Source organism: Streptomyces sp. NPDC046859, from assembly GCF_040645135.1.
Taxonomy (GTDB): Bacteria; Actinomycetota; Actinomycetes; order Streptomycetales; family Streptomycetaceae; genus Streptomyces.
In genome coordinates, this window is sequence record NZ_JBEYXR010000041.1 from 36,322 (window position 1) to 48,502 (window position 12,181).

Here is a 12,181-nt window from a genome sequence, read left to right on the forward strand (position 1 = left end):
TGGCCAGCTACGCTGGCAACGCCTCCTTGGTCGCCGCGCTGTTGGGCACTGGGGTGCGTACGGTGCGCCGCCACTGCCGTGGGTTGCCGCCACCGCCCGGGCTCCGGCCGCGCCGGGCCCTGCGCCGCAGTGTCGTGGACCGGGTGTGCCTGCGGTGCCTGTCCGATCGTGCGGTGGAAGAAGCGCGCCAGGCGAATCGGGAAGCCCGACGCGCGCGGCCCTACGGCTTCCGCGTGATCAGGGCGGCATGGATCGCTCGTGCCCGAGAACCTGCAGCTCCCTCAGAATGCTGAAAGCTTCTCTGCATTAATGATAGTGAAAAGCCGATTCTCATGCAGAAGTTACATGGATTCGGGTAAGATGGTGGCATGGGATTGCGCTTGGAGGAGTCGCTGCGGCTGACGGTGGCCGCGTTGATGCAGGTAACGGGTGAATCGCAGCGGTCGGTCGCGGGGGTGCTAGGACTGACGCAGACACAGGTGTCGCGCCGGCAGTCGGGCGCCATCTCCTGGAGCCTGCGCGACGTCGACGTCCTGGCCGAGCACTACGGCATCGGCGCGCTGGACCTCCTGGCGGGTCCGACCAGAGCATGCGAGGCACTGCCCGCCGGCAGGCGCCGTAACGTGCGGACCGAAGCGAGGGGGACGGGCCGGTGAGCGACTTCGACGCGATCGACTCGCTGCTCGACGCCGTCGGCCCCCAGGCCGAACTCCCGCCCGGCCACGTGCGCCGCGAGCTGCGCGAGCGGGCCCGGCTGTCCAAGGCACAGGTGGCACGCGCGCTCGGCGTGAGCCCCTCAACCCTCAGCGGATGGGAAAGCGGCCGGGACCCGGCCGGCGAGATCCGCACCAAATACGCCTACCTGCTGGACGGGCTGAACGCCAAGCTCGCCACCGAGACCGAGACCGAGACCGAGACCGAGGCGGCGTCGGCTGCGGAGCAGTCCGTCACGTCAGGGACGGTCGCGACCGTCACACCCTTGTCTTCGCCCGACCTCGGCCAGGACGGGGACGGGGACGACGTGGAGCTGCTCGCTGCCCGCGAGCCCTGTGTGCTGTGCGGCCGTCCCGCCGGACAACGCGTGGCGGGGTTCGCTCAGCACCTGACCCCGGCCGACTGCCGGCCCACCACCACCGCAGCCCCAGCTGCCCCGCCAGCCGGACAGCTCACCGCGCACACCTCGAAAGCGCCGCCGCGCACGGCAGGTCCGGCGCGTGGGACGGAGCGTTCCAAGGGCCCGGCCCCCCGCGCGTTCCAGGAGCCGTCCGGCCCGGTCGACCTGATCCGCGAGGCCGTGCAGGGCGCGCTTACCGAGCACCGGGGTGACGTCGACGCAGCCACGGCGGCGCTGTTGAAGCGCGCGATCCCGGACGCGATGCGACTGCTGGACGAGACCCGTAAAGGCGCCCGCTACGACGTGATCGCGCACCCCTGGATCCCCGACATCCTCAAGAAGCAGACCGCCCGCGGAGCCGACCAGATCTGGGAAGCCCGCCCCAAGTGGACCCGCCACGAACTCCCGCCCGGCCGGCATCAGGTGACCGCGCTCGACATCAACGGCGCTTACCTCTCCGCCCTCAAGACGCACCTCCCCCTGGGCCAGCTCGAGCACTCCACCGGCCTCGCCCACGACCGCCGCCGCTCCGGAGTCCACCTGATCACCCCGCCCGAGTGGGAGCACGAAGCGGTGCTGCCCAACCCGATCGGACAGCGGGACGAGCCCGGCCCGCTGTGGGTCACCGAGCCGACACTCCGCCTCCTGCTGCGCCTGTCCGGCCCCAAGCACCAGCTGTGCGAGCCTCCTCAGATCCACGAGTCGTACACCTCCGGGACCACGGAGAACCTCCTGGAAAAGTTCCGCATCGCCCTGAAGGACGCCCGGGACACGGCGATCGAGCAGGGGGACACGGTGACGCTGGAGTACGTGAAGGCGATGTACTCGAAGTTCGTCTCCACGATGGGGGAGTCGAACTACAACCGGGAGCTCTACCGTCCGGACTGGATGCACCTCATCCGCAGCCAGGCCTTCGCCAATCTGTGGCTCAAGGCGCTCAAGGCCCATGACGAGGGCCTGGCCGTCGTCCGGGCGATGGGCACCGACGAACTCCACGTCATCGGTGACTGGCGCCGTGTCTTCGCCGAAGGCCGAGCTGTTACCGAGGTCAAGGTCAAGGACACGTACACCGCCGGAACCGACGCCGCTGAGCACGCAGGCGAGGGGGAGTAGTGCCGCAGAAGAACATCGACTTCGGACGGTTCGGCGCCCGGGGCATCAAGGGCAGCGACGCCGTCGCTCGCAAACTCGACGAACTCGCGGGCGGCATCGCCACTCCCGTGACCGCCAAGCGCGGCTGGATGGCGCGCCTGCACTACCTGACGAAGTCGCCCCAGATCATGAAAGCCGCGCGGGACGCCGGACTCACCGTGACCCACCGGACGCTGAAGGCCTGGCTGTGGGGCAAACGCCGCCCCTCCAAGGCCAACCTGGAACGCATCGACCAAGCGTACCGGACGGTACGCCGTCACAACGTCGCCCGCCATCTCCTCAGGCGCCTCAACCGCGACGGACGCGGCACCCGGGTGGAGATCCACCCGCTCAACCAGTCCCAGGTGCCGAGGCCGCTGCAGCGCGTGGTGGAGTACCGGACGATGAACGTGCGCCGCTGGGACCGCATCGTCGGCTCCTGGGCGGCCGGCGACCACCAGGGCCTCGACGCCGCGTGGCAGGACACGATCGTCGACCTCGGCTCGCAGTGGGGCCAGTACGAGTACGTCACCAACGTCGGCTTCGCCGCATAGAGCCCGCGCCGAAAAGTGGTCTTTGGCGCCTGCTGGGATGGCGTACGGTGGGGGACACCGACGCGGGGTGGAGCAGCTCGGTAGCTTGCTGGGCTCATAACCCAGAGGTCGCAGGTTCAAATCCCGTCCCCGCTACTGCTGAAGAGGCCCGGATCTACACGATCCGGGCTTTTTCGTGTTCCCGGCACGACCCCACGGCCACCTCCTGCCGGGCAGGAGGGCCGGCCATCCTTGTTGCCTGCCCGAGGTGATCGATCCCAGGCCGTTCTCGCTGGACGCTCTGCGGCGAACGGAGGAGCCGTCGGGGGCCGGCTTCACCCGCTTCACCAGCGGGTGGTCGGCGCAGACCACGGAGGACAAGCAGTGGCCGAAGGGGAGAGCTGCCACGGCGGATCCGGCCAGGACGGATGGCGCCGCGGTGGCGACGGCGAGCAGACGGCCGTCAGGTGCAGGGAGGAGACCACCTGCGCGGCGCCGGGCATCGCTACGGGGTGCGCATAGCAGGGCCGGAGGCGGGCCGTACGCTCGGCGATGAGGTCGTCCACTACTGTCACCGTCAACTCGAAGCGGATGTTTAGCCATTCGCAGGTGGCACGGACCGGGCGGCCTCCGCACGCCGCAGTCCTCGCGGTTCAGGACTGGGCAGCTGTGATGGGTCAAACCCGCCGCGACAGCGGACCCCAGCGCGCCGCGAAACAAAGGCGCGCCGACCGCAGGCGCTGCCCGTCCTGCAGATAGTGAGCCGTTGGCCTGCCGGGATGCCAGGACGACGACGCGTGGATCGGCCGCAAGCGCCGGGTGGTGGAGCGCTACGGCGCCTCCTCCTGCCCAGTGGGCGCCCACTTCCGCGCCAAGGGCATGACGTTCGAGGAGTCCTCCCGCCTCGACTCCGACACCTACGCGGCGTATGGCGGCTGCTTCCCGGTCCGGGTCGAGGACGCCAGTGTGATCGGCACGGTGACGGTCTTCGGACTGCCCCACCTCCAGGACCACCGACTCGTCGTGGAAGCGCTGGAGCGGTTCCCCGGCACGTAGCGGCCGCGCGGGTGGCGGACGCAGGATTACCGCGCGGCTCCCTCCGGTTGGCACCGGTGTGCACGACCATCACGACAGCACACCCACCCGGAGGGAAGGGACCCGATGAGCGAGACGACGGACAGCGCCCGCACCGTCAAGGAGTCGATCGGCCGGTACGGCGTCTGGAACGTGGGCCTCAGGGCCGAGGATCCGGCCCGCCGCGGCGACATCGCCGAGGCCGCCGACGAACTGGAGCAACTCGGCTACGGAGCCGCCTGGCTGGGCGGCAGCAGCGCGCCCCGGCATGCCGCGCCGCTCCTTGAGGCGACGTCCCGGCTGGTCGTCGGCACGAGCATCCAGAGCATCTGGCAGTACGAGGCCGAGGAGAGCGCGGCCGGTTTCGCCGAGCTGGAGTCGGCCCACCCGGGCCGCTTCCTGCTCGGCCTCGGCGTGAGCCACGCCAAGATGGAGGACCAGTACCGGCGCCCGTACTCCGCCCTGGTCGCCTACCTCGACGCGCTGGACGCGGCCGGTGTCCCGGCCGGGCGCCGGGTGCTCGCCGCCCTCGGCCCGAAGACCCTGGAGCTGTCCCGGGACCGGGCGGCGGGCGCGATCCCCTACCTCGTCACCCCCGAGCACACCGCGCGGGCCCGCGAGATCCTGGGCGAGGCCCCGCTGCTGGCACCGGAGTGCGGGGTCGTCCTGGAGAGCGACCCGGCCACCGCCCGCGCCCTGGCCCGCGAGCACCTCGCGATGTACCTCACCCTCCCGAACTACACCAACAGCTTCCTCCGCCTCGGCTACACCGAGGACGACCTGGCCGACGGCGGCAGCGACCGCCTGGTGGACGCCCTGTACGCCTGGGGCGACGAGACCCGCATCCACACTCGCCTCAACGCCTTCCACGAGGCGGGCGCGGACCATGTGGCGATCCAGGTGGTGACGGGTGGCCCGCGCGACTCCCTACCACGGGAGGAGTGGCGCCGCCTGGCCGCCATCCTGGACTGAGGCCGTCTCTCAGATCACAGTCCGACGTGGACTTACGAAGAGACGGTGGCCGCGGGCCACAGCATAGATCCCGGCCGTTGGCGGGCGGCGTTCGAGGTGGCCATGGGACGGATTGCGGGCCGGCTCGCCAGGGTTGAACCCCGGCTGCGGGCCGGGCGGTTGGTGCTGGGGCTGCTGTCGGACCTGCCGCGCAACTGCTGGACGATCGCGGACCGGCTGTGTTGTCAGTGGCCCGGGATACGATCACGGCCTCGATGGGCCGGACGGAGATCGTGAGGGACTCGCGGCCATGGGGGGTGGGTCGCACAGGCCCCGGCATTCAGCTCGGGACTGGAGGTATCTTGCCGTAACCCCACCCCCCTACCTCCTTGCGCCGTCGGAGCCGTATCGGCCTTCGCCGCTGTACGCCCAGCTTCGACAGCCGTTTCTGCTGCTTGGTGTGGCGGAGCATTGATCTTCAGGTGGCGTGGTCGTTCGGGTCTGGTGCTTCGACTTTGGGGGTGGGATTCGGTACGGCTGGAGATCGGCTGCGTTCGGGCGTGATTGGCGTGGCCTGGTGCCAGGTCACTCAGGAGACCGTGAGCGGCACCGTCGGCACCCGACTCGCCGCTCCGCCGGATGGGCAACCGCCGGGTCTGGTTCGGCCACGTACGCGATGCAACGTCAAGCCGCCGGGGTCGGCCACAGTCGTACCGTCCTGTCCGTTCCCCGTCGTGCTGAGCAAGCCTCCGTTCGGTGCGAAGCTCACGCCGGTGACCGGCCCGTGGCGGCCGATGAGCGGCTCGCCCAGTGGTCGGCCGTCCGCCGGCGACCAGAACCGCACGGTCGCGTCGTCACCGGCGCTCGCCACCAGTTGTCCGTCCGGTGAGAAAGCCAAACATCTGACGGGTCCGGTGTGAGCGGTCAGCGGTCGCCCGGTCGGGGAGGCGGCGACCGGATCCCAGAGCCGTACGGTCCCGTCCGCACCGCCACTCGCGATGCGGCGCCCGTCCGGCGAGAACGCGATCGTACGCACGGGGCCTTCGTGGCCACTGAGCGGCCCGGCGGCCGGCCTCCCCACCAAGTCCCACAACCTGACGGTTCCGTCGATGCCGGCGGTCGCCAGGAGTCCGGAAGCGGGCGAGAACGCGAGCGCGTCGACTCCGTTGGTGTGGCCGCCGAAGCTCTCGCGTAACTGATAGCCGCTGAATCGGCCCACCCGCGTGCCTGGCGGCGGGGGCATGCCGGTGTCCTCGTCCAGGAGAAAGCGCGCACTCGGGCTCTGGAACCAGGTCCCGTTGCGGTCCGGCTGCCACAACTCGATGGCTTTGCGTCCAAAGCCCGCGAGGCCCGCGATTGCCAGCAGCCCGTCGCCGCCTGGCGCGAAGGCCACCGCACGCACATCGCTGATCCCGGAGCTGAGACGTTCGGGCTCGGCGGACCGGCCTGCGGCCGGCTTCCAGAGCCAGACGCTTCCGTCCTGGCAGGCCGTGGCCAGCAGACGACGGCCGACATGGAAGTCCAACGCCAGGACCGGCCGGTCGTGGTGAAGGGTACGCACCGGCGACCGGCTCGCCGCTGGCTCCCAGAACCGCAGGGTGCCGTCCGAGCCCACGCTCGCGATCAGGGCTCCGTCGGGCGACAGGGCCATCTCTTCCACCTTCCCGGTGCGGTCGCCGAGGACCAGACCGGCGAGGGGCCAGTGTTCCGACGGCTGCTGTGAGGGCGTCGGGACCAGTGCCAGTCCGTCCTGCAACCGCAGGACTTCCTAAAGGACCTGTTCCAGGAACTTCCGATGTTCGCGTTCGGCACGCGCCTGTTCGGCGAGGTGCTCACTCCGGTGGAGGAGAGCAATTGTCAATACTTGTGGATCGGACAGGAATCAGGGCCACAGCATCTGCTTGGTCCACCCGTCGGGTGAAGACAGGTAGACGAGCCGGGTGTGGCGGCGCTGCTTGTCGCCTTGCCAGAATTCCACCGACTCCGGGCGTACTGAGTACAGTGTCCAACCTGGCGCCACGAGGTCCGGCTCGCTCTTGATCCGCGCGAGTGATGCCTCCACCTGCGCATCCCTCTCGGCCAGATCCGCGAGCGGTTGCGATTGCCGACCGAGCAGGGCTTCCGCCCGTGCCCCCGCACCCCGGGCGAGGAAGTCTGCAGCGCACAGTTCAGGGGTCTCTCGCACAACCGGTCCGCGCACCCGGACCTGGCGGGCAAGCGGTGCCCAGTAGAAGGTCAGCGCCGCATAGGGGCGGGCAGCGAGGTCGCGGCCCTTGAGGCTGTTCGCGTCCGAGGCGAACTGCCAGCCCTCGGGGCTCACGTCCTTGAGGATGAGTACGCGGGCGGTTGGATCACCGCTGGCGTCCGCCGTGGCCAGCGTCATGGCATGCGGCTCCTGCACCCCGGCGCTCAACGCCCTGAGCAACCACTCGGTGAACAGCTCGAACGGCGTGTCTGGCGCAATCGATGGGTCGAACCCGGGAAGCTCGCCGGCGAAGACCTCGATGTCCCGCAGCGTCTGACGCAGGTTGGCCGCACCGGTCACGTTCCACTCCCTCAGTCGTGATCACTCAAGTCGAACTGAACCTATCAACCTGGATAATTCATAAGCTGATTGAGGTTGATCACGCCGCTGCAGCGCCAGGGCGTTCGACAAGGTGGCCGTTTTCGAAGCGGGCTCCAGCACGGACGAGGGCGACGAGGTGGGGTGCGGTGACCGCGCGCCAGCGGGCCTGGGCGGACTCGACCAGCTTGAACACCATCGCGAGGGCTGCGGCCGGGCTTCCGGCGCCGCGGGTGACCTTGGTGCGGAGCTTGACCGTGGAGAACGTCGACTCGATGGGGTTCGTGGTCCGCAGGTGGATCCAGTGCTCGGCCGGGAAGCCGTAGAACGCCAGCAGGCCCTCCCGGTCGTCGGTGATCTTCGCGACGGCCTTGGGCCACTTGGCACCGTAGGTCTTCGCGAATGTCTCGATCGCCTTCTCGGCGTGAGCGCGGTCCTCGGCGTTGTAGATCTCCTGCATCGCCTTCGTCGCGCCCGGCTGAGCGGACTTCGGCAGGCAGTTCGTGACATTCCGGGCCTTGTGGACCCAGCAGCGCTGGTGCCGGGCAGCCGGGAACACCTCGGCCAGCGCCTTCCACAGCCCCATCGCGCCGTCGCCGACGATCAGCTCGGGATCGCGCATGCCCCGGCGGCGGCAGTCGCGCAGCAGGTCGGCCCACGACTCGGCGGACTCGCGCAAGCCCTCGGCCAGCGCGATAAGCTCCTTGGTGCCGTCCAGCCGCACACCCATCAGCACCAGGACGCAGGAGTGCGCCTGCCCGAGCCGGATCTTGGGGTGCACGCCGTCGGCCCACACGTACACATCGTCGCGGTCCGACAGGTCCCGGTCCTGGAATGCGGCGTGGTCGTCCTGCCACTGCTTCGTCAGCCGGGTCACGGTCGCCGCGGACAGGCCCGCCGTGCCGCCGAGGAACTGCTCCAGCGCCGGAACGAAGTCCCCGGACGACAGACCGTGCAGATACAGCAGCGGCAGCACCTCGGAGATCTTCGGCGACTTGCGGCACCAGGGCGGCAGGATCCCGGAGGAGAACCGCTTGCGCTCCCCAGTGGCCTCGTCGATACGGCGGTCGTTGACCCGCGGCGCCTTCACCTCCACCAGCCCGGCTGCGGTGACCACGCTCCGCGGCTGGTGGTAGCCGTTGCGGACCACCAGGCGGCGGCCGGCTCCGTCCGTCTCGGCCGCCAACTCGGCTACGTATGGTTGACTTCGGCCTCCAGGGCGGCGGCGAGCATGCGTCGGGCGCCCTCGCGCACGATCTCATCGATCAGGGAGCCGGACTGCGTGGAGCCCTCGTCGGTGACTACGCTGAGCACGGGCGTGCCTTCCCGACCCGCGCAGCGAACGCGGGCCTACTCGGTGACCATCACAGGATCATTCGGGAAGGTACGCCCGCCGCGTCCCTCCCAGGGGCTGATCCACAGGTCTTGAGCATTGCTCGGTGGAGGAGCTCCTGCCTCTGATGTTCCATGTGTCGCAGATTGTCGGTGAGTTCGGCGATCTGTCCGGTGAGCTCCTTCCGCTCCGTGTCATGTGCTTTGAGCTGCTCGTCCAAGCGCTGCCGCAGCTCGTCGTGCGCGGCTCGGAATTCTTCCTCCATGCGGAAGAGCTGGTACTCGGCCGGTGCTTTGAGACGGACGGACTCGAAGTACAACCGCCGCGTCTCCGCCCGGACGGCCTCGGTCACAGGGCGGCCCGTACGGTCTTTCATCGCGGAGAAGAGCTTGTCCAGGAAGTACGCCTTCGGCTGCCGCTCGCCGGAGAGGACGCGCGAGATGGTCCCCCTGCTGTAGCCGACTGCCTGCGCGAAGGCCTGCAGAGAGGACCAGCCGCTCTCCTCGTACAGCTCCCGCAGGCGCAGGACGAAGGCCAGAACCGGTTCGCTCACATCTTCTTTGACCGGGCCCAGGTCCGGTCGCCTGCCCTCACCACCGCTCACGGCTTCTCCCGTGCGTTGCCCAAGAGGCAATGATCGCACCGGATGACTTCTGGTGGTGCGACTTCCGGCAAGGCAGGCGATGTTCGACGCTCAGGGCATCGACTTCCCCCCGGGAGCGGCCGGCCCTGGCCTCCGCAGGCGTTGCTGAGAGGACCTCCCTGCCCATGCACACTCTCCTCACCACCACGGCCACCCTGCTCAGGGGGCGGCAACGCCCACTCGTGATCGCTCTGTGGCTGCTGCCTCTACTGGTGGTGACGGCCTGCTGCGTACCCGCGCTCCTCGTGCTGCCGTTCTGGCCGGCCGGTCATACCCGAGCCACCGCGTTGGTCCAGCATCTGCGGGAATGGTCCCTGGCTCTGCACGAGACCCACAGCCCTGCGCCCGGTCGGTGACGCGTCGGACCGGTGCTCCGCCAAGCGCTGCAGAAGTCCGGTCCCGCCGTGCTCGCCGCGCCCCCTCGGCCCGAGGTCCCGGACGGCTCGAGCCTCACCGCCACCATTGCCCGGGCCGGGCAACGTGGTGGGAGACGCTGGCTTGTCCCGCCCCGCAACACCACCACCCTGCACCACCGCCTGCTGCGCCTGTCGGTCCAGCTGTGGTGGGACCCCTACTTGGCAGACCGTCCCCTCGGTGTCCGCCGCGCGCGCAGAGCTGTGCCGGTCGGTCCGCGCCTGTGACACAGCGTTCAAGGCGGTCGATCGTCTGGACGCGGGTCAGTAGTCTCCGGCCACGGGAGATGCGGTCAAACCAGAAACGCTGCGCTCCGCTATAGCCAGCGCTGTAGCCGAGTTGCAGTCCTACGAGGTTCCGGCTGAGTGCGTGCGTCTGGGGCTCGCGTCGGGTGAAGAAGACGAAGCCTTCAGGAGCAAGTTCCGCTACGTTCTCACGCGCCTGCGTCCGCTGGCCGTGCCGGAACTGACCACCGTGGCCCGCAAGGTGGTGGACGAGTACGACGTTCCAGCGCTGAAGCAGATTCTCGCGTCGCTGGGTATGACCGGAGTCGACGGCGAGTTCAAGGACCTGATCTTCGCGGCCAACGGCCCAAAGCCCGACGTCGTTCTGCGCGACGCCGTCACTAACCGCCAGGAGATCGTCCGCAACGCCGAATACTGCCTGATGTGCACCCGACCCACAGCCGCAGCACGCCGGCGGCGGGCAGGCCGTAGCGGTCCGTGACCTGGCGATCAGCGACGCGGTCAGCTCCCCGGCCAGTGGCACGGTCCGTAACACTCCTGCTGTCACAGCTCTCCCGACGCTCTCTCCTGCTTCCGGTCCACCGTGCCCAGGCGGTCCACCAGCTCCGCCCGGCTGAGGAGGACCGCGGCTCCCGCGTGGTCCTCCTGCGTGAGCGAGGCAGCGTCGACCACCTGGGCCCTGCCCCCGAGCAGGATCAGCCCGGCGTCGTCGTCCGCGCGGCGAGCAGCTCTGCGACATGGGTTTCGTCGAACACGTGTCGGGCCTTCCGTTCGGCTACGGGTGCCCGGACATGCGGGGCGGCGGTGTGCCGGACCCGCTGCCCGGGCCGGGCGGGTGCCCCCGAGCCGGTGATCCCGATCCTTCGCCGGGGGCGTGCGGGTGCGCGCGGACCGGTGATCCCGGCCCTCCACCGGGTCTCACCCCGCCTGGTCGCTGTCCTTGTGCGCGCCCCAGCCGTGCCAGCGCTCGACCTCGACCCAGGCGCTGAACCGGGTGCGCCCCCGGTCCGGGTAGGGCCGTCCGGTGTAGTGCGTGGAGAGGCGGTCGATGTCGGCCAGACCCTTGTCCTCGTGTATGTCGGTCACCCGGCCGATGAGGGTGACGTGCGTGTACCAGTCGTCCCGGTTGAGGACGGTGAGGGACACCCGCGGGTCGCGGCGTAGGTGCTCCAGACGGACCCGGCCCTCGTCCATGTTCAGGAGGACGCGGCCGTCCTCCCAGAGGTACCAGGTGGGTGTGGTCACCGGGGCGCCGTCCTTGCGCAGGGTGGCTATCACGCACGGGTTGGGGTGACGCAGCATCTCTTCGGCCGCGGGCGGCAGCGGGGGCTTGGACATGGGGTTCCCTTCCTGTCTCCCTGTCGTTGGCCGCCGAGTTCCCTGAACGGGGTGCGGCGCACCTCGCCGGAGCCGTCGGGCCACGTCCCGCGGCCGACTACAGCTCGAATTCCAGGTCGATCAGGTCGGTGAGTTCGACTTCGAGGCCGTGGGTGCGGTGTCCGTTGTCGCGGAAGTAGACCTCGCCCAGGGCCTCGGCGGCGATCTGACGGAGCTGGTCCTCGGTGGCACCTTTTTCCCGGGCGCTGAGGAGGCGGGCGGCGTGTTGTGGGGCGGGGCGAGGGTGAGGTGTCGGATGCGGGCGTCGTCGGTGCTGCCGGGTGCGGCGGTGTAGCCGAAGCGGCCCTGGACATCGATCATGATGCCGTTGGTGGCGGTGGCCGTCTGTTTGGCCTTGGCTCTGATCTGTGGCTGCCAGCGGGCGCGGACCTCGCGTTCGAGCCGGTCGGCGAGTTCCGGGCGGGGCGTTTGGATCTGGTTCTTCACATAGCGTTCGACGGACACGGGCCAGTGCACGCACGAACTTGTCCGGGGCGGCCGCGTCCTGATCGCCTCGACCGGCCGCTGACCACCCCACTCCCTGCCGGGGACCCCCGCTGAACGGGTGACTTGACTTCGAGCGCGCTTCAGCTCGTAGCGTCGCAGGCGCTTCGGTGCCCGGCGTCCCTCACGGGATGCCGGGCGGCCAGATCCGTCGCTAGATGGATGAAGGGGCCCGAAGTCGTCCGTTCGTGACGATCGAGTGCGAGCGAAAGGCTGGAACAGCACATGCGACAGCGCAGTCTGCGGGACCTGCAAGTGTCGGCGATCGGCCTGGGTTGTATGGGCATGTCGGCTTTCTA

10 protein-coding genes, 1 tRNA gene and 4 pseudogenes are annotated in these 12,181 nt (G+C 69.5%); 9 read left to right on the forward strand and 6 right to left on the reverse strand.

The genetic code is table 11. The features are described 5' to 3' along the window. Positions 1-368: 368 nt before the first annotated feature. The 7 genes and pseudogenes from ABZ899_RS34790 to ABZ899_RS34820 form a co-directional block, all read left to right on the forward strand. Entirely contained in the window at positions 369-656 is a 288-nt protein-coding gene (locus ABZ899_RS34790) for a helix-turn-helix domain-containing protein (protein WP_361354418.1), read from the forward strand. Beyond that, the gene (locus tag ABZ899_RS34795; protein ID WP_361354421.1) at positions 653-2,227 is read left to right on the forward strand and encodes a helix-turn-helix transcriptional regulator; all 1,575 of its coding nucleotides are present in this window, start codon (positions 653-655) and stop codon (positions 2,225-2,227) included. The genes ABZ899_RS34790 and ABZ899_RS34795 overlap by 4 nt, the downstream gene beginning before the upstream one ends. After that, positions 2,227-2,799, forward strand: coding sequence for a transcriptional regulator (locus tag ABZ899_RS34800; RefSeq protein ID WP_361354424.1), 573 nt, complete (start codon positions 2,227-2,229; stop codon positions 2,797-2,799). Before ABZ899_RS34795 ends, ABZ899_RS34800 begins: the two co-directional genes overlap by 1 nt. 61 nt (positions 2,800-2,860) lie before the next feature. Continuing rightward, positions 2,861-2,934 (forward strand) — tRNA-Met (locus tag ABZ899_RS34805). Positions 2,935-3,549: 615 nt separating this feature from the next. Then, positions 3,550-3,834 (forward strand): annotated as a pseudogene (locus ABZ899_RS34810) (heme-binding protein); the annotation flags it as partial. 105 nt (positions 3,835-3,939) lie between these two features. Beyond that, a complete protein-coding gene (locus ABZ899_RS34815) occupies positions 3,940-4,824 on the forward strand; it encodes an LLM class F420-dependent oxidoreductase (protein ID WP_361354427.1) in 885 nt (294 codons plus the stop codon). Between the two features lie 63 nt (positions 4,825-4,887). Then, positions 4,888-5,037 (forward strand): annotated as a pseudogene (locus tag ABZ899_RS34820) (IS701 family transposase); the annotation flags it as partial. A gap of 355 nt (positions 5,038-5,392) precedes the next feature. Here ABZ899_RS34820 and ABZ899_RS34825 read toward each other — a convergent pair. The 4 genes and pseudogenes from ABZ899_RS34825 to ABZ899_RS34840 form a co-directional block, all read right to left on the reverse strand. Further along, entirely contained in the window at positions 5,393-6,559 is a 1,167-nt protein-coding gene (locus ABZ899_RS34825; RefSeq protein ID WP_361354430.1) for a WD40 repeat domain-containing protein, read from the reverse strand. 126 nt (positions 6,560-6,685) lie between these two features. Beyond that, entirely contained in the window at positions 6,686-7,348 is a 663-nt protein-coding gene (locus ABZ899_RS34830) for a pyridoxal 5'-phosphate synthase (protein WP_361354433.1), read from the reverse strand. Between the two features lie 79 nt (positions 7,349-7,427). Beyond that, positions 7,428-8,680: pseudogene (locus ABZ899_RS34835) on the reverse strand (IS256 family transposase). A 50-nt stretch (positions 8,681-8,730) separates the two neighbouring features. Continuing rightward, a complete protein-coding gene (locus ABZ899_RS34840) occupies positions 8,731-9,252 on the reverse strand; it encodes a helix-turn-helix domain-containing protein (RefSeq protein WP_361354435.1) in 522 nt (173 codons plus the stop codon). A gap of 215 nt (positions 9,253-9,467) precedes the next feature. Between ABZ899_RS34840 and ABZ899_RS34845 the strand changes: the two genes are divergently transcribed. Beyond that, the gene (locus tag ABZ899_RS34845; RefSeq protein WP_361354438.1) at positions 9,468-9,698 is read left to right on the forward strand and encodes a hypothetical protein; all 231 of its coding nucleotides are present in this window, start codon (positions 9,468-9,470) and stop codon (positions 9,696-9,698) included. Between the two features lie 397 nt (positions 9,699-10,095). Continuing rightward, the gene (locus tag ABZ899_RS34850) at positions 10,096-10,482 is read left to right on the forward strand and encodes a hypothetical protein (protein ID WP_361354441.1); all 387 of its coding nucleotides are present in this window, start codon (positions 10,096-10,098) and stop codon (positions 10,480-10,482) included. 437 nt (positions 10,483-10,919) lie between these two features. On the opposite strand, the gene ABZ899_RS34855 is transcribed toward ABZ899_RS34850, so the two are convergent. Both ABZ899_RS34855 and ABZ899_RS34860 read right to left on the reverse strand, forming a co-directional pair. Further along, positions 10,920-11,339, reverse strand: coding sequence for a PPOX class F420-dependent oxidoreductase (locus ABZ899_RS34855; protein ID WP_361354444.1), 420 nt, complete (start codon positions 11,337-11,339; stop codon positions 10,920-10,922). A gap of 97 nt (positions 11,340-11,436) precedes the next feature. Continuing rightward, positions 11,437-11,837 (reverse strand): annotated as a pseudogene (locus ABZ899_RS34860) (XRE family transcriptional regulator); the annotation flags it as partial. Between the last annotated feature and the right edge of the window lie 344 nt (positions 11,838-12,181).

Coding starts and splice junctions, on each gene's coding strand:
- ABZ899_RS34790 (WP_361354418.1), top strand. CDS start 369: ATGGGATTGCGCTTGGAGGAGTCGCTGCGGCTGACGGTGGCCGCGTTG.
- ABZ899_RS34815 (WP_361354427.1), top strand. CDS start 3,940: ATGAGCGAGACGACGGACAGCGCCCGCACCGTCAAGGAGTCGATCGGC.
- ABZ899_RS34845 (WP_361354438.1), top strand. CDS start 9,468: ATGCACACTCTCCTCACCACCACGGCCACCCTGCTCAGGGGGCGGCAA.
- ABZ899_RS34855 (WP_361354444.1), bottom strand. CDS start 11,339: ATGTCCAAGCCCCCGCTGCCGCCCGCGGCCGAAGAGATGCTGCGTCAC.